Annotated in this window: 20 protein-coding genes and 1 tRNA gene; 8 read left to right on the top strand and 13 right to left on the bottom strand. The window is 39.1% G+C overall.

Translation table 11 applies throughout. From position 1 onward, the window contains the following. Nucleotides 1–19 precede the first annotated feature (19 nt). The gene (gene nagZ, locus VB713_RS15425) at nucleotides 20–1,105 is read right to left on the bottom strand and encodes a beta-N-acetylhexosaminidase (RefSeq protein ID WP_323312390.1); all 1,086 of its coding nucleotides are present in this window, start codon (nucleotides 1,103–1,105) and stop codon (nucleotides 20–22) included. A 155-nt stretch (nucleotides 1,106–1,260) separates the two neighbouring features. On the opposite strand from nagZ, the gene pds reads away from it, so the two are divergent. The 4 genes from pds to VB713_RS15445 all read left to right on the top strand — a co-directional run bounded on the left by pds (nucleotide 1,261) and on the right by VB713_RS15445 (nucleotide 5,435). Beyond that, nucleotides 1,261–2,721, top strand: coding sequence for a 15-cis-phytoene desaturase (gene pds / locus VB713_RS15430; RefSeq protein WP_323312391.1), 1,461 nt, complete (start codon nucleotides 1,261–1,263; stop codon nucleotides 2,719–2,721). Beyond that, nucleotides 2,705–3,637: a 15-cis-phytoene synthase CrtB gene (crtB, locus tag VB713_RS15435; RefSeq protein ID WP_323312392.1), complete on the top strand. Its 933-nt coding sequence runs from the start codon at nucleotides 2,705–2,707 to the stop codon at nucleotides 3,635–3,637. The genes pds and crtB overlap by 17 nt, the downstream gene beginning before the upstream one ends. 136 nt (nucleotides 3,638–3,773) lie before the next feature. Then, nucleotides 3,774–3,865: transfer RNA gene (locus tag VB713_RS15440), tRNA-Ser, on the top strand. Nucleotides 3,866–4,133: 268 nt separating this feature from the next. After that, nucleotides 4,134–5,435 carry an ABC transporter substrate-binding protein gene (locus tag VB713_RS15445; RefSeq protein WP_323312393.1) on the top strand — a complete coding sequence of 434 codons (1,302 nt, stop codon included), beginning with the start codon at nucleotides 4,134–4,136 and terminating at the stop codon, nucleotides 5,433–5,435. A 385-nt stretch (nucleotides 5,436–5,820) separates the two neighbouring features. On the opposite strand, the gene VB713_RS15450 is transcribed toward VB713_RS15445, so the two are convergent. After that, entirely contained in the window at nucleotides 5,821–6,684 is an 864-nt protein-coding gene (locus VB713_RS15450; protein WP_323312394.1) for a hypothetical protein, read from the bottom strand. 299 nt (nucleotides 6,685–6,983) lie between these two features. On the opposite strand from VB713_RS15450, the gene VB713_RS15455 reads away from it, so the two are divergent. Beyond that, a complete protein-coding gene (locus tag VB713_RS15455; protein ID WP_323312395.1) occupies nucleotides 6,984–7,964 on the top strand; it encodes a folate-binding protein in 981 nt (326 codons plus the stop codon). Between the two features lie 37 nt (nucleotides 7,965–8,001). Here VB713_RS15455 and VB713_RS15460 read toward each other — a convergent pair whose 3' ends face one another. From VB713_RS15460 to VB713_RS15470, 3 genes are all read right to left on the bottom strand, one after another. Beyond that, nucleotides 8,002–8,748, bottom strand: a complete 747-nt coding sequence (locus VB713_RS15460; RefSeq protein WP_323312396.1) for a DUF5331 domain-containing protein — start codon at nucleotides 8,746–8,748, stop codon at nucleotides 8,002–8,004. 55 nt (nucleotides 8,749–8,803) lie between these two features. Continuing rightward, the gene (locus VB713_RS15465; RefSeq protein ID WP_323312397.1) at nucleotides 8,804–9,118 is read right to left on the bottom strand and encodes a (2Fe-2S) ferredoxin domain-containing protein; all 315 of its coding nucleotides are present in this window, start codon (nucleotides 9,116–9,118) and stop codon (nucleotides 8,804–8,806) included. Between the two features lie 170 nt (nucleotides 9,119–9,288). Then, nucleotides 9,289–10,266, bottom strand: coding sequence for a cysteine synthase A (locus VB713_RS15470; protein WP_323312398.1), 978 nt, complete (start codon nucleotides 10,264–10,266; stop codon nucleotides 9,289–9,291). 265 nt (nucleotides 10,267–10,531) lie between these two features. On the opposite strand from VB713_RS15470, the gene VB713_RS15475 reads away from it, so the two are divergent. The 3 genes from VB713_RS15475 (at nucleotide 10,532) to VB713_RS15485 (ending at nucleotide 15,401) form a co-directional block, all read left to right on the top strand. Continuing rightward, a complete protein-coding gene (locus tag VB713_RS15475; protein WP_323312399.1) occupies nucleotides 10,532–10,837 on the top strand; it encodes a hypothetical protein in 306 nt (101 codons plus the stop codon). A gap of 12 nt (nucleotides 10,838–10,849) precedes the next feature. Beyond that, complete coding sequence (locus tag VB713_RS15480; RefSeq protein WP_323312400.1) at nucleotides 10,850–12,931, top strand: dynamin family protein; 2,082 nt, start codon at nucleotides 10,850–10,852, stop codon at nucleotides 12,929–12,931. Between the two features lie 262 nt (nucleotides 12,932–13,193). Further along, nucleotides 13,194–15,401, top strand: coding sequence for a dynamin family protein (locus VB713_RS15485; RefSeq protein ID WP_323312401.1), 2,208 nt, complete (start codon nucleotides 13,194–13,196; stop codon nucleotides 15,399–15,401). 119 nt (nucleotides 15,402–15,520) lie between these two features. Here the strand turns inward: VB713_RS15485 and VB713_RS15490 are convergent, their stop codons facing one another. The 8 genes from VB713_RS15490 to hpsL form a co-directional block, all read right to left on the bottom strand. Continuing rightward, entirely contained in the window at nucleotides 15,521–16,105 is a 585-nt protein-coding gene (locus tag VB713_RS15490) for a Uma2 family endonuclease (RefSeq protein ID WP_323312402.1), read from the bottom strand. Nucleotides 16,106–16,130: 25 nt separating this feature from the next. Beyond that, nucleotides 16,131–16,709 carry a Uma2 family endonuclease gene (locus tag VB713_RS15495; RefSeq protein WP_323312403.1) on the bottom strand — a complete coding sequence of 193 codons (579 nt, stop codon included), beginning with the start codon at nucleotides 16,707–16,709 and terminating at the stop codon, nucleotides 16,131–16,133. A gap of 25 nt (nucleotides 16,710–16,734) precedes the next feature. Further along, nucleotides 16,735–17,319 carry a Uma2 family endonuclease gene (locus VB713_RS15500; RefSeq protein WP_323312404.1) on the bottom strand — a complete coding sequence of 195 codons (585 nt, stop codon included), beginning with the start codon at nucleotides 17,317–17,319 and terminating at the stop codon, nucleotides 16,735–16,737. 131 nt (nucleotides 17,320–17,450) lie between these two features. Then, nucleotides 17,451–18,089, bottom strand: coding sequence for a peroxiredoxin (locus VB713_RS15505; protein WP_323312405.1), 639 nt, complete (start codon nucleotides 18,087–18,089; stop codon nucleotides 17,451–17,453). Between the two features lie 107 nt (nucleotides 18,090–18,196). Next, the gene (hpsP, locus tag VB713_RS15510; protein ID WP_323312406.1) at nucleotides 18,197–19,378 is read right to left on the bottom strand and encodes a hormogonium polysaccharide biosynthesis glycosyltransferase HpsP; all 1,182 of its coding nucleotides are present in this window, start codon (nucleotides 19,376–19,378) and stop codon (nucleotides 18,197–18,199) included. Between the two features lie 189 nt (nucleotides 19,379–19,567). Further along, nucleotides 19,568–20,740 (bottom strand): hormogonium polysaccharide biosynthesis glycosyltransferase HpsO, encoded by a 1,173-nt coding sequence (gene hpsO / locus VB713_RS15515; RefSeq protein WP_323312407.1) that lies wholly within the window; start codon nucleotides 20,738–20,740, stop codon nucleotides 19,568–19,570. A 198-nt stretch (nucleotides 20,741–20,938) separates the two neighbouring features. Beyond that, complete coding sequence (gene hpsN, locus VB713_RS15520) at nucleotides 20,939–21,919, bottom strand: hormogonium polysaccharide biosynthesis glycosyltransferase HpsN (protein WP_323312408.1); 981 nt, start codon at nucleotides 21,917–21,919, stop codon at nucleotides 20,939–20,941. 202 nt (nucleotides 21,920–22,121) lie between these two features. Further along, the gene (gene hpsL / locus VB713_RS15525) at nucleotides 22,122–23,768 is read right to left on the bottom strand and encodes a hormogonium polysaccharide biosynthesis protein HpsL (protein ID WP_323312409.1); all 1,647 of its coding nucleotides are present in this window, start codon (nucleotides 23,766–23,768) and stop codon (nucleotides 22,122–22,124) included. Nucleotides 23,769–23,809: the final 41 nt, after the last annotated feature.

A 23,809-nucleotide genomic window follows, 5' to 3' on the forward strand; every position in this document is an offset into this window, starting at 1 on the left:
AACGTTAAAAACTTAATTCCTACAAACAACAACTAATAGCCAATTCCGCATTTTTCACCAACGTCTCCTTATCAAGAGACAAAACCGGATATTGAGGAGTTGCTTGCAATAACTTTTCCACCCTTTCCCGCGCAGCTTCCACCACTCCCGCATTTAAACTACCATTATTCAAACTAGCAGAAAAATCTTCAGCAATTTTATATGTCCGTTCTAAAGAAGAAGAATTGATATTTCGAGAAACTATAAATAAATCACAACCGGCATGAAAAGCCTGTGCAACTGTTCCTGATTGCATAAACATTTCCGATACAGCCTTCATATCTAAATCATCAGAAACTACCACACCTTCAAAACCTAACTCTTTCCGTAAAATATCATTTAAAATGATTTTAGATAAAGTTGCTGGGACTTCTGAATCAATTTGCGGAAACAAAATATGCGCTGTCATAATTAACGGAATCTGTTCCTGAATCAATGTTTGAAAAGGTATCAGTTCCCGATTTCGTAAATCTTCTAAACTTAGATTTAGTATTGGTAACTCTAGATGAGAATCTGTACTAGTGTCTCCATGTCCAGGAAAGTGTTTAGCAGCACCTAAAATGCCCTCTTCCCGCAGCCCTCGGTAATATTCCCGCGCACCTTGACTAGCAGTTTCGGGGGTAGTCCCAAAAGCACGAGATCCAATAATCGGGTTGTGAGGATTGGAGAAAATATCTGCAACAGGAGACCAAGAAAGATTAATTCCCAGTGATTTAAGTTCTATAGCCGTGGCTTTGGCTACTTCGTAAGCTTGTTTCTGTAGCAAATAAGCATGAGGAAAACGGGTAATAGGTGCAGGTGTCCGCACAACTCGTCCGCCTTCATGGTCTAACGTCGTAAACATCAAGTCACGTTCAGTGTATTGGCGAACTTGGTCAATTAACTGCTGAAAGCTTTCTAACCAAACCAGATAAGGTACACCATCAAGAAAATTTTTGGCGAAAAAAATCACTCCCACTGGTTTTAGCTCATTGAGCGCCCGCTTATCATCATCGCTGAGGGTTGTACCAGAAATACCGAGAATCAGGTGATTACCAAAGCTGTGCAACTGCTGAGATGTGTGCATAATCGGTTGACCAAAAGAAAATTAAATCCTCTCTACTCTATCTTTTGGTCTTTAATTCCTCAGCCTTTTCAGGAAGTGATGCCAAATGTAACGGATTGCAACATATAATGAGAACGAGAAAACAGTTAAGAAATATTGAAAAGCAGTAGGTTTAAATGCGAGTAGCGAACACGAAGTGCAGCGTAGCTATCGCGGGTGCTGGTTTAGCAGGACTTTCCTGCGCCAAATATCTCACAGATTTAGGACATACTCCCATTGTCTTGGAAAGCCGAGACGTATTGGGTGGCCTTGTGGCAGCGTGGAAAGACTCTGACGGCGACTGGTACGAAACCGGATTACACGCCTTCTTTGGGGCATACCCCAATATGCTGCAATTGTTCAAGGAGTTGGGTATTGAAGACCGACTTCAGTGGAAAGAGCATACACTGATTTTTAATCAACCCGATCAACCTGGAACACTTTCACGTTTTGATGTTCCCGATATTCCATCTCCTTTTAATGTCATTGCGGCAATTCTTCGTAATAACGATATGTTGACATGGGAGCAGAAGATTCGTTTCGCCATTGGACTGCTTCCAGCCGTAGTGAGGGGACAAAAGTATGTTGAGGAAATGGATAAGTACAGCTTCTTAGAGTGGTTGAAAAGACAAGGTGTTGATGAGCGGGTCACAAGTGACGTTTTCATCGCTGCTTGTAAGGCACTGACCTTTATCAATCCCGATGAAGTCTCGGCAACAATTTTATTAACTGCCCTAAATCGCTTTTTGCAAGAGCGATATGGCTCTAAAATAGCGTTTTTGGATGGTTCTCCCACAGAACGCCTGTGCCAACCCATCGTTGATTACATCACCGAAGGTGGTGGAGAAGTCCGGCTCAACGCGCCCTTAAAAGAGATTTTGCTCAACCCGGATGGTACAGTAAAAGGGTTCTTGCTACGCGGGTTAAATGGAGAACCGGATGAAGTTATTACAGCAGACTTTTACGTATCAGCCATGTCGGTTGACCCATTGAAAGTCATGTTGCCAGAACCTTGGCAGCAAATGGAGTTTTTCCAGAAGCTAGAAGGTTTGGAAGGCGTGCCAGTAATTAACATTCATTTATGGTTTGATCGGAAATTAACAGATATTGATCACCTGTTATTTTCACGATCGCCCCTCCTCAGCGTTTATGCTGATATGAGCAACACTTGTCGTGAATATGCTGATCCTGACCGCTCAATGCTGGAATTAGTTCTCGCACCGGCCAAAGACTGGATTAGCAAAACCGAAGAGGAAATTGTCTCTGCTACCATAGTCGAATTGGAAAAACTCTTTCCCGACGACTTGAAAGGAGACAATCCGGCAAAATTGCTGAAATATCATGTGGTAAAAACGCCGCGTTCAGTTTACAAAGCGACCCCTGGTCGTCAACAGTACCGTCCGCCCCAAATAACCCCCATTACTAATTTCTTTCTGAGTGGGAGTTATACCATGCAACGCTATTTAGGCAGTATGGAAGGTGCCGTACTTTCTGGTAAGCTAACAGCGCAGGCGATTTGCGAATCGCTGCCAGAGGCAAATACTTCAAACCTGCAAACGCTAACTCGACCGCCTGCAACGAATGCTGCAACTGCCTGATTCCCCCCCGCGCATGAAAACGCTGGTCTCTGTAGACAATTCCTACAAACTTTGTCAGGAACTCACTGCCAAGTATGCCAAGACATTTTATCTGGGTACATTGTTGATGAGTCCGGCAAAGCGTCAATCTGTTTGGGCAATATACGCTTGGTGTCGCCGTACAGATGAATTAGTAGATGGGCCCGCATCTGCTCTTACCACCCCAGAAACCCTAGAACTATGGGAAAAGCAGCTGGATTCGATTTTTGCGGGCTGCCCCTTGGATAACTACGATGTAGCTTTAGTGGATACTCTCCAACGCTTTGCCATAGACATTCAACCTTTCCGGGATATGATTGCTGGTCAACGCATGGATTTATATCGTAGTCGTTATGAAACTTTTGAGGATTTATACCTCTATTGCTACCGGGTTGCTGGTACTGTCGGCTTAATGTCAACGGCAATTATGGGTATAGATCAAAGTGTCTATACAGCACCGTGGCATCAAAACCAACAGCCTTATGTTCCCACAGCAGAAGCGATCGCTCTAGGAATTGCTAATCAACTCACCAATATTCTTCGGGATGTCGGTGAGGACGCAAAACGGGGGCGAATCTACATCCCCTTGGAAGACTTGGCCAAATTCAACTACACCGAAGAAGACTTTTTTAAAGGTGTGGTGGATGACCGTTGGCGTTCCCTCATGCGCTTTGAAATTGCTCGCGCCCGTGAATTCTATATTCAGGCAGATAGGGGAGTTTCTTACCTAGCACCCGATGCCCGTTGGCCAGTTTGGGCAGCATCTATGCTGTATGGGCAAATTCTAGATGTGATTGAGCGCAATGATTATGAAGTTTTCAGTCAGCGTGCCTACGTCCCCCAATGGCAAAAATTCCGCACTTTGCCAACGGCTTGGATGCGATCGCAAGTACTTTAACCATTGTACGGGCGGTGACTCCGTCCGTACAATGGTTAACTACTAAATTGAGACAAGAAAAAATAGGTTTTTGCCTAAGTTCAAAAAAGATATTGACTTAACTCAAAACATCTGCTACTATTAGTATCCATGACCAGGAGAGGTGGCTGAGTGGTCGAAAGCGGCAGATTGCTAATCTGTTGATGGAATCGTAAGGTCCATCCGAGGGTTCGAATCCCTCCCTCTCCGTTTTTAAGTAACACATATCAAGTGATTTGTGAGTTTACAAAGATTAATATTTTCTAGGCAATTATACTCCTTCAGAGGGGTGTTATTATTTAGCTTGATCCAAAACAAGCTGCTAACTCACCTAAAAGCGAGGGACGAGATGAATTTTGGGGCGGAGAAGAGTGCTACCTCTGAACAATATTTGATTTTAATCAGATGAGTGATGGGGTGGGTGACGAATCGCCGCACATCTCCACCAAACAAATTGACTAAACATTAAAAGTGATATATGTCTAAAATTAGTGTTGCCCTGACCTTAAGTGTAGTTACTATAGCCAGCGGCTTTTTCATGGCTGCTTGTGAAAATACCACCACAACTAACCCAACCCCAGCAGTTAACTCAAATAGCACATCTGGTAGTACTAAAGGGTTGAAAATTGGCAGCTTGTTACCAACAACAGGTGACTTGGCTTCCATAGGCCAGCAAATGGTTGGTTCCGTTCCCTTGCTTGTTGATACAGTTAACGCTTGCGGTGGAGTCAATGGCGAAAAAGTCACCTTAGTAGAAGTAGACGACCAAACCGACCCCAAAGCAGGTGCTGCTGGGATGACTAAATTAGCAACTGTCGATAAAGTAGCTGGTGTAGTTGGTTCCTTTGCTAGTAGCGTTTCTACCGCAGCTATTTCCGTTGCCACGCCTAATCAAGTTATGCTGGTTTCTCCTGGTAGTACCAGCCCCGTATTTACAGACAAAGCCCAAAAAGGTGACTTTAAAGGATTTTGGGCGCGGACTGCTCCCCCAGATACCTATCAAGCACTGGCTTTAGCCCAACTTGCGAAGAAAAAAGGTTTTAAAAGAGTTTCTACAGTCGTCATTAACAACGACTATGGCGTAGGTTTTGAAAAAGCATTTGTTGAAACCTTTGAAAAATTAGGCGGAACCATAGTTAATAAAGATAAACCTGTCCGCTACGACCCCAAAGCTCAAACATTTGATACTGAAGCCGGTGCTACTTTTGCGGGTAAACCAGATGCAGTATTGGCTGTCATGTATGCCGAAACAGGAAGTTTATTCCTCAAAGCTGCCTACCAACAAGGTGTAGCCAAAGGAGTACAAATTATGCTGACAGATGGAGTGAAGTCAGATAGTTTTCCTGAGCAAGTAGGTAAAAGTCCTGATGGCAAATATCTGCTATCAGGTGCTATTGGTACAGTTCCTGGTTCTGACGGTAAAGCATTAGCAGCTTTCAAAAAACTTTGGCAAGAGAAAAAAGGCGGTTCCCCAGGAGAGTATGCACCTCAAGCTTGGGATGCTGCTGCTTTGTTAACATTGGCAGCACAAGCGGCTAAAGAAAATACAGGTGTTGGTATTGCTGGCAAAATCCGGGAAGTAGCTGGTGGAGAAGGTACAGAAGTAACAGATGTCTGTGAAGGTCTGAAGTTACTAAAAGAGGGTAAAAAAATTAACTATCAAGGAGCTAGTGGCAACGTAGATGTTGATGCTAATGGCGATGTCGTTGGAGTCTACGATGTTTGGACAGTGGGAGATGATGGCAAAATCAAAGTGATTGATAAAGTTAGTCCCCAGTAGATACAGGCTACGGTGTACATAACAAGTCGGGAAATTCTCTTTTGTGTCATAACACCCAACCCCACCCCTAGCCCCTCCCCGCAAGCGAGGAGGGGAACTGGATTTACAGTTAAATTCGGTTTTTAGGGCTGAAAACTCTCTCTGGGTTAGGATGTGTGTACACCGTAGGTAGAAGCAGGGGGCTGGGCGCAGGTACAAGCTCCTTTTCCGTTTCCCCCTTGCTCTCTGCTCCCTGCTCCCCTGCCTCTTATGACCTATTCCCTTTTATACTGCCAACGGGTGAAATTTGGACTTATGTCATACTGAGCGTAACGTAGTGCAGCGAAGTATCTCAGAGATTCTTCACTTCGTTCAGAATGACACTTTTAACCCGTTTTTAGTATAATTAAAATCCGCCAAAGTTGTAACCAACTCCTACCAAGAGGCCGACATCGGTTTGATCGAAAAATCCTGCATTGATAGCTGCTGTGGCGGTAAATTTACTATTTAGAGGTACGTCAATACCACCAGTTAATAAGACAGCGGTTTCAGAGTTATCTCCAGTTTGAATAGCTGCACCAACTCCTACATAGGGAGCAATGGGTAGGCGTTCGGTAAAGGGATCTCCTACTTGCTGGAATGAGAAATCGTAAGTGATGGGAATCAGAAATGTAGTGTTATCCCCTAATATCACTGAGGGTCTAACAGATAAAGACCGTGTGAAACCTATTTTACTGATAATGGTGAAGTTACCATCGGCTAAGGATGAAGTACCACCACTTAAGCCAATATTACCAGCAAGTCCAATATAACTGCTACCACCACGGGTAGATCTTCCTACATCAATATCCGATTGTGCTATTTGATTGGGCTGTGCCACTTGAGCCGTAGATGTTTCGGAGGTAGGTTCTATCCCTTCAGCCGTCAACATGATTGATGAGGTGGCTACTGTTCCGGGAACAGGGATGATTGTCCGATTAGAAGTTTTATCTGTGGTGGCGTTGGGAAATTGTTGTACTTCGCTCAACTGGCTGTCAGAAATTACGTTTTCTCCAGTTTCGGTAGTGGGTATTACCTCTGTAGGAACGTTGGTTTGTGGCTGGAATTCTGCGCTCACCTGATTTTCAGGCATTACAGTTGCAGATGGTTGAGTTGTTTGAGCAGTTGCGGATAAACTACTACCTAAAATGGCGATCGCAGTTAGACTTGGTAAGCAAAAAAGATTTTTACGGATAAACATAGTATTCACATTCACTCCTACACGAATCATGACGACAACAGAGTTCTGGTTTCTGTTGATTTAATTCCAGAAATTTGACCAATACTCAACATTTAACACCAAAAAAGCGATTTTTACATCTTTAATTTGACCTATTTCTTGGGGATTTCACAACAAACCTTTAAATGGTATATCTTAAATTTGACAGATGACAAAAATTATGAAGGGTATGTAGTTTTGTGTTTTTTTCGGTGCATAAATGACTATCTGAAAATAAGTTGAAGCAACAAACCCTTATTTGCTAAGATTTTGCAGGCAAAAACATTAAAATAGGGCAAGTTTTCATTACTATGCCAATATCTGCAATTGACGGTAAAGACGCAACCGCTATCCACGCAGCCAGGGAAGGGGTTTCTCTATGCGATCGCTCTCATTTGGGAACTATCCGTGTTTCTGATGCTGATCGTCTCCGCTTTTTACACAACCAAAGTACTAATGATTTCCAACGCCTCAAACCAGGAGAAGGCTGTGATACGGTAATTTTGACATCCACAGCCCGGACAATCGACTTGGTGACTGGTTATGTTCTCAATGATGCTGTGTTGTTGTTGGTTTCGGCTAACCGACGTGAATTTTTGATGCAATGGTTAGATCGCTATATCTTTTTTGCCGACAAGGTAGTATTAACAGATGCCAGTGATGAAACTGCAATCCTGAGCTTAATTGGCAATCAAAGTCACAGCATTATTGAAAAACTTGGTGCTGGGGTGCTTATTGATCAACCTGATGGAAACCACATCTTAGTTGATGATGTAATTTTTGCTGTAGGTAGTGGCTTGGCTGAACCTGGATATACACTGATTTTCCCGATCGCTGAAAAACAAAAGTGGTGGGAGCGAATTTTAGAATTAGGTGCGGTAGAATTGAGCGATCGCGCTTGGGAAATTTTGCGAATCTTACAAGGTCGTCCTGCACCCGATTTTGAACTAACCGAAGATTATAATCCCCTAGAAGTAGGGTTATGGCAAACAGTTTCCTTTAACAAAGGTTGCTACATTGGTCAAGAAACCATTGCCAGATTAAATACTTATAAAGGCGTAAAACAATACCTGTGGGGAATTCGTCTGAATGCTGCTGCTGAACCAGGGACAGTAATTACAATTGCAGATGAAAAAGTCGGTAAACTTACTAGTTACACGGAAACTCCTGATGGTCACTTTGGACTAGGTTACATCCGTAGTAAAGCTGGTGGTGTGGGCTTAAAGGTGCAAGTTGGCGCAACCGAGGGGGAAGTAGTTGCAGTCCCATTTGTTTCTCACGAGTATCCGTAAGAGCCAGGGTGCAGGGAATTGAGTCAAAAATCTCGATTTACAACTTGCGCGTAATTGTTTCATCCTGTTGCCATTTTACACCTTGACAAGATTCATCTATCCAAGAAGGTAAACTACGAGCATTAGTCTGAGTAGGTGAAATACTGGAAACTTGTTTCACCGGGATGTTCATAAATTTAGCTTTGTGATTGGGTTCAGTCACTTTGGGGAGAGAAGGTAAACCTTTGGTTTGAGTAGGAACTGCTGTAGTTATGGTAAGCGATCGCGCAGCCGACTTGTCAGTTCGCTTAACTGTTTGTTCCCGTCTCATTTCAGAAGGCAGATTTGGTGGAGAATGGTGATTAAGTGGTGTAGCTACTGCACCCACTGAAACCGGTTGACACTTTTCTTCAACACCTGTAGTTATTCTCAATAACACCTGTTTGTGTTCCTTTGATCTTGGCGTATCTGCAACCTGCGTCTTCACAGGAGGCTTACTGACAATCTCATTTTTAGCCACAGAACCCTCTGATTTGAATAAACCTAACTCCTCATCAGGATTAAAGTGAAGACCTAAAGCCATGACTATTTGATCAGGATCATTATTTAAATCCAGAATAAAAGGGAGTATTTTGTTTAACTCAGGTTCCAAAACAGATACAGTAGCCAAGATATAACCAGAAGAAGGTCGTCTGACACCATCATAAGAATGCCAAACTCGCATCTTAACCAGCCAATCACGATTTTCATCGCAGTAACTAAGCCACTTCATTTTTAAAGATTGACGTAGCTGCTGAATGTCCATAAGTTTCCTCACTTCAGTGAACAAGAGTGCAGAATTAGTATAGTTTTAATAAGTTTTATCCCTGGGGATGAAAACGATAATAAAGCATATGTTTAACTTTTTGACCACCTAACAAATGTTGTTCCACTATTCGAGTAACTTCTTGAGGTTGAACTCTGCCATACCAGACCATATCTGGTAACACTAGCACCATCGGTCCGTTACCACATTGTCCTAAACAGCCACTAGCCGTAACTGCTACATCAGGAATTGATAAAACGCGAAAAGCAGCTAAAACTTCTCCTGCACCTTGTTTTTTACAAGTGCGGTGTTGGCACACCTGTACGCATTTAGAGGTGTCAGGTTGATTCTGAGTTGGGAAGGTTGACATTAATTCATTGCCATTTTGACTATAAACGCCAGTTATCTAGTATTAGTGAATAACCTAAATCTTGAATTCTTTGGTAATAAGTTTATCATCTCAATAATTAATAACTGCTGACAAATATTTATCATCGCCAAGCCGGTAAGGGCGGGGTTTCCCCGCCCTAGATTGTATTACTAAGAACTAATAACCAACCCTTTACTTGCTAACCATTCACGATTAAATATCCTTGACTGATAGCGAGAACCACTGTCACACAAAATAGTCACAATAGTATGCCCTGGCCCCAATTGTTTCGCTAAAGCAACAGCCGCACCAACATTAATCCCAGTGGAACCACCCATTAACAACCCATCTTGACGCAGCAATTGATAAACAACACGTAAAGCTTCTGTATCATCAATTTGGATAGCATCATCAATAGGTGCGCCTTCCATATTCGCTGTAATCCGACTATTACCAATACCCTCAGTGATAGAATTGCCTTCCATCTTGATTTCACCGGTTTTGATATAGCTGTATAACCCGCTACCCAAAGGATCAGCCACAACACATTTTACCGCTGGATTTTTTTCTTTCAGATACATCGCCACACCAGCATAAGTACCACCAGTACCAGTTGCTGCTACCCAACCATCTATTTTACCGTCGGTTTGTTCCCAAATTTCCCGGCCTGTGGTTTCATAGTGGGCGTGACGATTAGCTAAATTATCAAACTGATTTGCCCAAATTGCGTTTTCCATTTCCTCCGCAATTCTGCCCGATAGCTTGACGTAATTATTAGGGTCTTTGTAAGGTACAGCCGGAACAGGACGGACTTCTGCACCCAAAGTGGTTATTGCATCTATCTTTTCTTGAGATTGGGTATTGGGAATAATAATCAGACATTTGTAACCTTTGGCGTTGCAAATATGCGCTAATCCAATACCAGTATTACCCGCAGTTCCTTCCACTACCGTCCCACCGGGTTTGAGTAAACCTTTTTTTTCCGCGTCTTCAATAATGTAAAGTGCAGCGCGGTCTTTGACGGAACCACCAGGATTGAGAAATTCAGCTTTGGCGAGGATTTCGCAGCCTGTTTCTGCACTGAAACTGCTTAAACGAATCAGTGGGGTGTTACCAATAGTGCCGACAAATCCTTGTTTGATATCCATGTTGAATTTACTTGAGTTCTTACATATCAAAATTTTGGCTTATAAGTGAATCTATTCTCAATGTCTTACACTCTCACAGGTGAGAAATTTACGTACAATTTCCGAAAAGTAACTAAAAAATATTGAATATCAGTAAGTGAGGCAATATAGCTCTTTGCTGGTCGTTTGTTCAAGTTATTGAGGCTGAAGTAGTGATTTTACAGTTGGTTGCAATTATGAGCGTAAGCTAAAATACAGGGTAATTGACTAGAGGGGGTGAATACTGATGGCATCTCAAGATGAATACAATCGAGAACTTCAACGCAAAGTTGAAATGCGACTGCGAGAAATAGACAATCACATTAATCCTAATGAAGCGCCTGTTTATCAAACTGTTAAACATCAACCCGAAGCTTCTCAAAAGCCTTGGATGAGAAAAGTAATTCTCGGTGCAAAGCTTTTTGGCTTTGCGATTGCAACCTTGGTTGCAGTGCGAGTAGCCGCTGTGTTAGCTGGAGTTGTTATTTTTGGCGCTTTGGCTTTTCTCACTTACAAGCTTTTCTTGGAATCTAAAATTAAAAACTCTAAATAAAGTGTCATCACCATGAATTATCAAGTTGGAACTGACAGATTTATCAATGATTTAGAACGTGTTGCTCAAACACGCTCAGAAATTTCTATTTGTTTAAACAAAATCGCGGATACAATTAATCAAGCAGAGTTGGCTGGGGATAGCTCATCAGGTAAACTCAGTTTAGCGCGAGATATTGAAGACATTACTGTAGCCAGTAAAAATCTCAACAAAGGTGTATTTCGCCTTTTAGTTTTGGGTGATATGAAACGAGGCAAAAGTACGTTTCTTAATGCCTTAATTGGTGAGAATTTATTACCAAGTGACGTAAATCCTTGTACAGCAGTATTAACAATTTTACGCTATGGGGCAGAAAAAAAAGTCACCATTCATTTTAATAACGGCAAAAGTCCCGAACAGCTAGATTTTCAAAGTTTTAAATATAAATATACGATTGATCCGGCTGAAGCGAAGAAGTTAGAACAAGAGCAAAAACAAGCTTTTCCCGATGTTGATTATGCAGTTGTTGAATATCCTTTAACTTTGTTGGAAAAAGGAATTGAAATTGTTGATAGTCCAGGTTTAAATGATACAGAAGCACGAAATGAATTATCTTTAGGTTATGTAAACAACTGTCATGCAGTTTTGTTTGTGATGCGTGCTTCTCAGCCTTGTACTTTAGGTGAAAGACGTTACTTAGAGAATTATATCAAAGGTAGAGGTTTATCGGTTTTCTTCTTAGTTAATGCTTGGGATCAGGTGAAAGAATCATTAATTGATCCTGATGATGTAGAAGAGTTAACATCAGCGGAAGATAGACTCAGACAAGTATTTAAAGCCAATTTAGCAGAATATTGTTCTGTAGATGGACAGGATATCTATGATGAAAGGGTATTTGAGATTTCATCCATTCAAGCACTGAGACGCAGGTTAAAGAATCCCCAAGCTGATTTAAGTCAGACTGGTTTTCCTGAGTTTATGGGGGCGCTGAACACCTTTTTGACTAGAGAAAGAGCGATCGCAGAATTACGTCAAGTCAGAACCTTAGCTAGACAAGCTGTAAACCATACCCGTGAAGCGATTGATCGACGTATTCCTTTACTTGATAAAGACGTTGATGAATTAAAAAACCGCATTAATTCAGTTGAACCTGAATTTAACAAACTCACCACTATCCGCGATCAATTCCAAAAAGAAATTATCAACACCAGAGATAATCAAGCAAGAACAGTATCTGAGTCATTTCGTAGCTATGTTTTAAACTTAGGTAACACCTTTGAAAATGATTTTCTGCGCTATCAACCAGAATTAAACTTGTTTGATTTCTTGAGTAGTGGTAAACGAGATGCTTTCAACACCGCATTACAAAAAGCATTTGAACAATATATTACAGATAAGTTTTCTGCTTGGACTTTAACTGCTGAAAAAGACATGAATTCAGCCTTTAAAGAATTATCTCATTCTGCTGCTCAATATGGTGCTTCTTATAGTCAAGTCACCAATCAAATCAACGAAAAATTAACAGGACAACCAGTTAAAGTAAACCCCAATAGTACCACAGAAGATGATAACTCTCCTGGATGGGCAAAATGGGCAATGGGTTTATTATCTTTATCTAGAGGCAACTTAGCCGGTGTGGCTTTAGCTGGTGCTGGTTTTGATTGGAAAAATATCCTTTTAAACTACTTCACCGTTATTGGTGTTGGTGGAATAATTACCGCAGTTACAGGTATTTTTCTAGGACCAATTGGCTTCGCTTTGTTAGGTTTAGGAGTAGGAATTTTACAAGCAGATCAAGCACGGAAAGAGTTAGTTAAAACTGCCAAAAAAGAGTTAGTTAAATATTTACCACAAGTAGCACAAGAACAAGCACCACTTGTTTATGATGCAGTTAAAGAGTGTTTTGATGCTTACGAAAAAGAAGTAAATCAACGCATTAATGATGACATCACTTCTCGCAAATCGGAATTAGATAATTTACTCAAACAGAAAGAAACGCGAGAAATTAACCGTGAAAGTGAGTTCCAACGTCTGAAAAATTTACAAGAAAGTGTCATAGAACAACTGCAAAAAATCGAAGCTGCATACAGCAATTTGTTAGCTTATTATAGCTAATTAATAGGTAAGCATTCAGCAATCAGCTAAAGAAAGAATTGATAAGCATTCTGATTGCTGATTACTAATTTAAGTCTCCTCAATTCAAAACCCCTAAAACCTGGTTTTAGCTGAATGCTTACATAAATAGACAATTGTAGGTTGGGTTGACGCAAGGAAACCCAACATGATCAAAAATTTGTTGGGTTGCGCTGTCGCTTAACCCAACCTACGCAATTAAATTTTTCCACTCTTACACCAAGCAGATTGTATTTAGACAAATATGCAAAAACAATATGAACGTTACCAAGATATAACAAATTCTCTCAAATCTATTTGTAAATTAATAAATTTAGATCCTAAATCCAAGCTTTATCAAGATGTCATTGCGATTTCCAATCATCTAGCTAATCCTAATTTTCAGATTGCGGTATTTGGCCCCTTTAATCATGGTAAATCAACTTTGTTAAATGCAATGTTGGGAAATAGAACTTTACCAATTGATTTAATTCCGACTACAGGTGCAGCAATTACTGTTAAATATGGTAGTGATGTTAGAACTCGAATTATGTTGGTAGATGGTACAGAAATCTACCGCAATGGCACAGATATTTTACAAAAATTTGCGATTCTTGATGGGAATAGACAGATGCGAAAAGATGTTGCATCTGTAGAAGTTTTTTGTCCTCATCCCTTCTTAGAAACAGGAATAGAATTTGTTGATTTACCAGGGACAAATGACAGAGAAGCACAAGATAACTTAGTCAGAGATAGGTTATTAGGAACAGACTTAGTTATCCAATTATTAGACGCACGTAAGTTAATGACTTTAGGAGAACGAGAAAACTTACGTGATTGGTTATTAGATAGAGGAATTAAAACAGTTATTTTTGTAGCTAATTTCCTCAATTTACTAGAACCTGAAGAACAAAAACAAGTACAAAATCGCTTATTATTCGTAGCTGAAAGTTTTCGTTCCGAATTACCTGCCGGTTTTAGTAATTTATATCGAGTTGATGCTTTACCTGCTTTACGTGCAAGATTAAAAGGTGATGTTGCGCTTGCAAATAGTAGCGGGTTAGCAGCCTTTGAAACAGCTTTACAGAATATAGTCGGAATTTTACAACAAAATACTGGTGGTGTACGTTTACCAAGAATTCAATCAATCACTTCACAAATACAACCTTTATTAGCAGATAAAATTGATAAAATTGCTAATGAAATTAAAACATTTGATGATAAAGAAGATGCTAAAAATGATATTAAACAAAAAGCTAAAGACCTAATTCAACAAGGTTTTAATACTAGTGTTTATGAATTACGTAATTGGTTGTATTTACCAAATTTATTAGCTAAATACCAAAGTGATATTGCTGTTGCATTAGCAGAAAACAATTTACAATCTTGGCAAAAAGAAACTTTAAAAAAAGACTTAACAGAATTGCAATTAGCTATAATAAAATGGCTGTATCAAGCTTATGAATTTTTCAAGTCAGAAAGACCAGAAGATTTAAAAATACCATTTCCCAATATACCTCAAATAACCCTACCTGCAAAACAAAATAATACCAATGATATAACAGATCCTGGTTCTATTGCTGTAGGTGGTGGTATTGGTTGGCTATTAGGTGGCCCTGTAGGTGCTGCTGTAGTAGGGAGTATTTCTTATTTATTAAATCAAAATATTCAAAATGCTGAAGAAAAATCAGCTAAAGAATCTTATCATCAACAGGTAGCAACAATTTGTATAGCTGCGGCTGAAAATTATTTATCTAGTTTTAGTAGTCAGGGTTTATCTATTTTAGCTGAATATGAACAAAAAGCTGTGAAAGTCATTAACTTTCAAGTTAGTCAAGAACCGCGTGAAATTAGTCAAAAACGTGAAGATATCAAACAATTAAAAAATGGATTTAATCAATTATTGACAGAATTAGAAAAAGTAAATATTCAAACTAAATATCAACCTTATCAAGAAACTCCTAAACCTGCACATACTCAAACACCACCTCAAGGAAATAGTAGCAAGTATACATACACAGAAAAGAAGGTAGAACCACCCCCTCAACAGGTTTATACTCCACCTGAAGCAAATACTCCTCAAGTCAAAGTGGAAACACCAAGTCAGCAGGTTTATACACCTCCACCAAATCCCGCAGAAACAGAAGCTAAATTTCGTGCGTGGGAACTTGATCAAGAAATAGCACAAATGAAAGCTAATATGAAATTTCCAGGGAAACAGCAACAAACAAATGCAAATCAAAAAGCACAAAATCCACCAAAGACACAAGTAGAGAAAGATAAAATTGCTCGTGCTTATAAAATTTTAGGGTTACAAGATACGGCTTCTTTTACTGAAGTGAAACAAGCTTATAAGACATTGGTGAAAAAATGGCATCCTGATTTATTTGTGAATCAGCCACAAATGCAGAAACAGGTACAAGAAAAGATTCGGTTGGTGAACGAGGCTTATAATATTTTAGCAGAATTATGATATGTATTCATGAAGAATATTGCTGGATTTTTCAGTTTCAAAGTATTCTTGAACGCTAAGGAAATTTAGATGAGATTGTATAGTTTTTTATCCTTGATAAATTGTTATGAATTTTATGTTTACCAAATTTTACTCATATTCAAAACAAACCCTGGTAAAATAGGTTCACAATTGACAGTATCAGGGTTTTCTAAACATTCTTCTATTTGTCCAGGACGATAAATATAAACTTGGCGATTTTTACGGTCAATTAATAAGCCTAATTGTATTCCTGGTTCCTGCATATATTCTGTCATTTTGTCTTTTAATGGTTGCAGGTTATCAGAAGCTGATCTTAATTCGATGACAAAATTAGGACATATAGGTGCAAACTTTTTTTGTTGTTCTGGTGTGAGTTTATTCCATCTTTCTAATTTTATCCAAGCAGCATCAGGAGAACGGTCTGCACCTGTGGAAAGTTTAAATCCTGTGCTGGAATCAAAACAAATACCTGTATTGTCTTTCTCTGACCACATATATAACTGTCCAGCTAAGTTGAAATTACGGTTTCCCGTTTCTGAACCTGTAGGTGGCATAATTGATATTTCTCCAAATCTATTTCTTTCAATGCGTAAATCACGGTTTACTTGACAGAATTCAAAAAATTGTTCATCTGTCATAGGCATTGAAGATGGCATTTGTAACATTAAGGGAGATGAAAGCATGGTGATTTCCTTCTAGTTATTTTATTTACCAAATTTTACTCATATTCAAAACAAACCCTGGTAAAATAGGTTCACAATTGACAGTATCAGGGTTTTCTAAACATTCTTCTATTTGTCCAGGACGATAAATATAAACTTGACGATTTTTGCGATCAATTAATAAGCCTAATTGTATTCCTGGTTCTTGCATATATTCCTGCATTTTGTCTTTTAATGGTTGCAGGTTATCAGAAGCTGATCTTAATTCAATGACAAAATCGGGACAAATAGGTGCAAACTTTTTTTGTTGTTCTGGCGTGAGTGTATTCCATCTTTCTAACTTTATCCACGAAGCATCAGGAGAACGGTCTGCACTTGTGGAGAGTTTAAATCCTGTGCTGGAAGAAAATGCTATTCCTGTATTGTTTTGTTCTGTCCACATCCATAATTGTCCAAGGATGTTAATTTCTCGATTACCTGTTTCTGAACCGGCGGGTGACATGATTGATATTTCCCCAAATCTATTTCTTTCAATGCGTAAATCATGGTTTAGTTGACAAAATTCAAAAAATTGCTCGTCTGTCATTGATGAAGGCATTTGCAACATTAAGGGAGATGAAAGCATGGTGATTTCCTTCTAGTTATTTTGTTTACCAAATTTTACTCATATTTAAAATAAAGCCAGGTAAAATAGGTTCACAATTTACAGTATCAGGGTTTTCTAAACATTCTTCTATTTGTCCAGGACGATAAATATAAACTTGACGATTTTTGCGATCAATTAATAAGCCTAATTGTATTCCTGGTTCTTGCATATATTCCTGCATTTTGTCTTTTAATGGTTGCAGGTTATCAGAAGCTGATCTTAATTCAATGACAAAATCGGGACAAATAGGTGCAAACTTTTTTTGTTGTTCTGGCGTGAGTGTATTCCATCTTTCTAACTTTATCCACGAAGCATCAGGAGAACGGTCTGCACTTGTGGAGAGTTTAAATCCTGTGCTGGAAGTAAAAGTGATACCTGTACCATCTTTTTCTGACCATACCCATAATTGTCCAAATATATTACCTTCTCGGTTTCCTGTTTCTGAACCTGTCGGTGACATGATTGATATTTCTCCAAATTGATTTCTTTCAATGCGTAAATCACGGTTTACTTGACAGAATTCAAAAAATTGTTCGTCTGTCATTGGCATTGAAGATGGCATTTGCAACATTAATGGGGATGATAGCATGGTGATTTCCTCCATATTTGCTTACCTAAATGACTCTATTATATCGCTACTAAATGGCTTGAATTATAATAAAAAAGGTGGGTTATGCTGTTGCTAACCCACCCTACGAAGAATATTTATGTTACTGGAAATTACTTGTTAGGTTGGGGTGTCATGCGTAAATAAGGTTTGATTTCTCTGTAACCTTTGGGGAATTTCTCTTTGAGAACTTCGGGATCTTTTAATGATGGAACAATTACGCAGTCTTCTCCATCTTTCCAGTCAGCGGGGGTAGCGACGCTGTAATGATCAGTTAATTGCAGAGAGTCAATGACTCGCAATAGTTCATCAAAGTTGCGTCCTGTACTGGGGGGGTAGGTGAAGCTAAGACGCAGTTTTTTGTTGGGGTCGATAACGAAGACGGAACGCACTGTGATGTTTGCAGCTGCGTTGGGGTGAATCATGTCATAAAGGTCGGAAACCTTTTTGTCTGCGTCTGCGAGAATGGGATAGTTGAGGGCGGTTCCTTGAGTTTCTTCGATATCTCCCACCCAGCCATTATGGGAGTCTACATCATCGACGCTGAGTGCGATCGCTTTTACGTTGCGTTTGTCAAATTCTGGTTTCAGTTTAGCTACTGTACCTAATTCGGTTGTGCAAACTGGTGTAAAGTCAGCAGGGTGGGAGAATAGCACTACCCAGCTATCACCGGCCCATGCGTAAAAATCAATATCACCGTGTGTTGAGGCTTGAGTAAAGTTGGGTACTGTATCACCAAGACGGAGAGTCATGCGAGATTCCCTGTAATTAAGAAGGCATATTTTTACTGTGTTATCATGACACAGAACAGTGAATTATCCCATCAACATTCCACAGGTTGCAACAAAATTTTAAATTTCTAAACTTTTTGGTCTGCCACAATTTCCTGATAAGCTTGAATTACTTGTTGTGCGATCGCATCCCAGCTAAAATTCTCTAAGGCATATTTTTGGGCATTTAAGCCCCGTCGCTGGCATTCTTGGGGATTTGACAAAGCTGCTTTGAATAAATCCACCAGCGATTCTACATCAGTTTTCCCCACCCAACCAGACTCACTATCTACCACCTGCTGATATATATGCACTTGGTCAGAAATAATCACTGGTTTTCCTGCGACCATTGCTTCAGCTACCGCAATGCCAAAATTTTCGTAGTAAGAAGGTAATACAAATAAATCTGCGGCTTTTAATAAACTTCTTTTCGCTTCACCCGTAACAAAGCCAGTAATTGTTGTGTGTGTATTTAATGATGAATTTTCAATTTCAGATTTAATTTTTTGTTCATAAATTGGATCTTGGGGATTTGTTCCAGCTAAAATAAAGTGAAAATTAAAACCATCATTTAATAATTTTTCTAACGCAGGAAGTAATAAATCTAAACCCTTTTTTGGGTCAATGCGGGACATAAATAAAACCACAGGTTTATCATTAGGAATTCTCCATTGATTACTAACTGAATTTTTTCCATCTTCCATAGGAGGAATTACACCCAAAGGAATCACTAAATCTTTTGTTTTTACGCCAAATCTTGCTGATATTTTCGCTTCTTGTTCGCTAGTAAAATGAATAGCTGCTGCACCTGCTAAATTACCACGTTCCAAAACTTTAACATAAAGCTGTTTTAATTGTTGCTTTTTACGTAAATCAGCAGGATCTAGAGTTCCTAAAGGACGTAAAATATAAGGTAAATTTTGTTGACGACAAATAAAAGCTGACGCACTACTCACAGGAGAAAATAAAGCATGAATATGGGCAATATCAAACTCCTTTGCGTGAGTTTTCAACCATTTTAATAAATCAAGAGAAAACTTATATCTACGAAACGGCGAACAACGAAAGTAAATAATATCATAACCATCTTGCTTGATAGGGCGATTTAAAGGCACATCAAGGGGTTTTTGACCAAAATCGCCATTACTATCTGTTGTCAGGATTGTAACTTCTTCACCTGCTTTTGCCAACGCTGGGGCTAACCCTAACACCATTTGACTAGGACCGCCATAAATTAAAGAAATCGAGGGAACAATATGTAATATTTTCATGTTTGACCGCACTATACTAGTTATTTGTGCAAATCTTTTTTTCTTCTCTCTGCGTCCTCTATTTCTCTGTGGTTAGTTGAAATCAAATAATATCAATTAAATGAACCGCGAAGACGCAAAGGGCGCGAAGGAAAGAAAAGAAGGAAGAAGAAGATATGTAATCTTACATTTGAAAAAAAGTATCTTTTACTAAGAACTAACTAATCCTTGATAAAATTCAAATTGTTGCTGCGCTAAAGCCTTATTTGTATATTGAACCATTGCTTTTTCATAACCCAAAGCACCTAAATTTTCAGCCAAATCAGGTTTTTCCATTAATTGCAACAAACAACTAGCTAAAGCTGGAATATCACCTTCTGGAAAGATTAAACCAGCATCACCAATTACATAAGGAATTTCCCCAGAATCGGAACCAATAACAGGAACTTTGCAAGCCATAGCTTCAATTAATACGTGTCCAAATTGTTCCTTCCAACCTACAGCAGTTATGGTTTTAAACTTGTAAGTTGTTTCTGAAGGCAAAACTAAAGTACTCATTAAATTGATATATTTAGCAACTTCATCATGGGGAACACTTTCTACCATAATCAGTTTATCTTGAATATTATTTTCTGTTGATATTTTAATTAATTCATCTTTTAACTCTCCTCTTCCTAATAGTAATAATTTCCAAGGTTTATCTTTTAAAGATACTAATGATTGCAATAGAGTTAACAAACCTTTTTCTGGGACAAATCGACCGACAAAACCAACAACAAAATCTCCTTGATTGATACCTAATTTAGCTGCTAATTCTGGTTGTGGTTGAGGAGTAAATAAGGTTTCATCTACACCTAATTGTGGCATAACTTTAATTGCTCCATTATATCCTCTTTGACGTAAAATCTCCGCACCATCTTGATTACCAGAAATAATTCCGTCACTATTATTAAGGTTATATTTTTCTAGTAAAGCAATTGGTAATTTCAATTCATAAGGTAAATTCCACCAAGTAAAAAATATATTCTTAGCTTTAAGTCCTAATAGCTGATTTAAGACAATCATTTGTGTATAAGCCAAACCTCTAGAACCTTGTTCAACATGAATAATATGGGGACGAAATTTTCGCAACAAAGTGATTAAATCAGCCCCAAAAGTCAGAAGTCCTTGATGATTTTGACTAAAATTAGATATAGGTACTATTTTAAATGCACCTTCATCACGATATTCAGATTCAATTATTTTATTTTGTACCCCTCCTGGTTTCCAGCGTTTAGGAACTACAACAGTAACTTCAATTCCTGATTGTAGTTTTGATAAAGCGCGTAATTTTTCGCAATTCAAATCTACGATATAGGTATGACTAGCAACTAAAATTCTCATGATAAATCTTGAATACAAACTTAATAATGTTTGACTAATTTGACTAAATAGATATCTTCTTTTCTCTTCCTTCTTCCTTCTTCCTTCTTCCCTCTTCCTTCGCGTCCTTCGCGCCTTCGCGGTTCATTTAATCCATATTCCTCTGGTGAGCAAAATGCCCACCAAAAGAAATGATATTCTAATTACAGAATAAAAAATCTAAACTTGTTGATCTAACCGACTGTAAACTTGCCCATCATTCCAGATTGATTGGATCACACTACCTACAGCTTTAAGAAAACCCAAAACATAGAAAAACCCACGAGTTGCAACTTTAATCGGAGAACCGCTTTTATAACAAGGTGGATTTCCGAGAACGTGACAATCAAACAAACGTCCGTAAAGACGTAAAGCCTGGGTAAAAGTGAGGTTTTTCAGTCCCAATAAAAAATGGTTGTGATAGAAAGTGATTTGATAATTTAGCGATCGCATACTAATATCATGACAGCCTCCCGTTTCTTCCCCTAAATGTACCAAATGTGCCTCCGGATCATACCAAATTTTATATCCCGTCTTTCTTACCCGCAAACAGAAATCTGACTCCTCCCGCACCGCACTACCGCGAAACCTCTCATCAAACTTCAGCCCATACTTAGTAAAGATTTCGCGCCGAAAAGACATATTACAACCCCGTGCTGTGAGTACCTGTTGGGGTTTAGTAGTATGGACTAAATCAATGTGATACCAAGCAATTCCAGGGTCCATTGCTTCTGGGGGTAGATATTCAATCTCCAGTTTTCCCCCAGAATCGCCTAATTTCATTCTGTCAAATACTCGCCCCGCAACAGCGCCTATTTCTGGATTTTGCAAATAGTTTTTGACATGGGCGCTTAAAAATCCAGGTTCTAACTCTACATCATCATCAATAAATAAGACGATTTCTCCCTGCGATCTTCTGACTGCATAATTCCGCGCCCCTGGTAAACTAGCCCAATCCAAACGCAACAATTTAATTTTATCTGCTGCTGACATTTCATCTAAAAAAGCTTGAGTTTCAGGTTCGTGAGTTTGGGTTTGGTCTACTACTAAAACTTCAAAATGGGGATAGTCTTGCCTTAAGACATCGACAATGCTATCTTGCAAAAGTTTTTCCCTTCTATAGGTAGGGATAACAACTGAAATTAAAGGGTAATTATCCATAAGTTTTGATGATTTAAATTGTATTAATTCAGAGCTTCACAACTTCATTTCTGATTATCAAATACTTGCCATTTTTTCTGAAAGCTACTATTCCAAAAATTAAATATATTTACATCAACATATTTCACCTCTAAAAAATTTATGTCTATAAAATATTAACACTGAATAAAAAATAGTTGTTGTGTGATTGGGAGTATTTATTTTAGATAGATGGTTGACTCCTGAGATGATTTTTTAATGGACGTTTTTTCTGACCTTTTTGGTTAATTAGCCTCTCTTCTGGACTCAGTTGTTGATCCAGCAATTGCAATTTGAGTAATATTCCTATACTCAACCAATAATAGACACATACGGGATCGACATCTAGAGGATAGTAATAAGTATTATAACTAATAGCTAGTATAAACACCCACATACTAGCAGCATATGTCCGTAAGTTACGGTCTTTTATGGAGCGATATACTTTAAAAGTAGCAATTGTGATACTGGTAACAAGACCGAGAAAAGCTAGTACTCCTACAATTCCCACTTCATACAACAGTTTAGGGTAGTAAGTTTCCACCAACTTGGTTGAACCCAAGGCGCGAGCCGAGTTGGTAGCTCTTCCTAAACCAGAACCAATAGGAGTTTTGACACTTTTCCAGTTATCCTCAAATTGATCCACAATAAATGCTTGAGGTGGGGATGCATTCCAACGACTTGTAAAGCTATCTAATCTATCTTGGACAACAACAGGGTTAGCTGCCATGGCAATTCCCAAAATTAAAATCATCGCTCCTCCTATCGGGATAAACCGTTTGAGATTGCCAATTTGACCAGTCAAGAATAACAAAAGCACGAAGCAGGTTGGGACTAAAGCTAAGGCAATTCTCTGCCCTGAAACAACCGCATTCATAAAGACTAATGCTAGAGTTACTAAACCAATTATCCGCCAAATAATAGAGCGATCGCTAAAACTAGTAGCAAAGGTGAAAAATGTACTAGAAATTAAGAACCATGACCACTGCCAAGGGGCTACAAATGTTCCTGGTAATCGAATTACCCCTTGTTCAGGTGTATATAATAGCGCTCCACCCACATAACAACGAGCTTCGAGTGTGGCTTTAAACAAGGCATCTCCTTCAACACCAACAGTCCCTTTGCATACTCCTATTGTGAGTAGAAAATATTGCATGATTCCTAAGAGACAGCAAACTAGGATGAGGACAATCTGAGTACGCGATAACAGCAAAAAATCTTGCTGATTGCGAATTAAATAGTAGGCACAACTAATTAAGGGTAAATAACCCAAAAATACTTTTAAGCCGAGAATTCCTAGTCCTAAGGGTATGTCGCCACCTGATGGGTCTAACTGCTGCCCACCATTGATAAACACCAGCGTGAGCATAGAGCAGCCAAAGACGATCCATAATGGGGTTTTAATGGCTTGGGGAACAATAAAGGGTTGCTTTTTCTTGCGGCAAGTTTGCCAAAGTGCGATCGCAGCAGGGACATAAAAAGCATCTTTAGCTAATTGTATGACGGGATTATTCCCAATGTAGTAAATAATTGTCCCGGCAAAAGGTAAGTAGATGATAAAGGCGTATATAGCGTGGCGTGGGTATTTGTAGGAAAATGACAGTATGACAATACCTAGCACAGCGGGAATTGCTAGTTTAATTCCCCCGACAAAAAAAATCATTAATCCTAAAAATAAGCCAGTACCGCCAGCAGTAGTTAGTAAGCTGATAAATTCTTTGCGAGCTAGGGTAGCTTGTCGTTTCTGGGCTAATTGTTCCTTAAGACTGAGAGTAGGTGTATCAGCCGACGACTGCTTTTTTGCTTTGCGGGATTTTTTGGTTTTTGCCATAAGGTTAAGTACCGAGTACTGAGTACTGAGTGAAACTTTTG

This window comes from Anabaena cylindrica UHCC 0172, from assembly GCF_034931625.1.
Taxonomy (GTDB): Bacteria; Cyanobacteriota; Cyanobacteriia; order Cyanobacteriales; family Nostocaceae; genus Anabaena; species Anabaena cylindrica_A.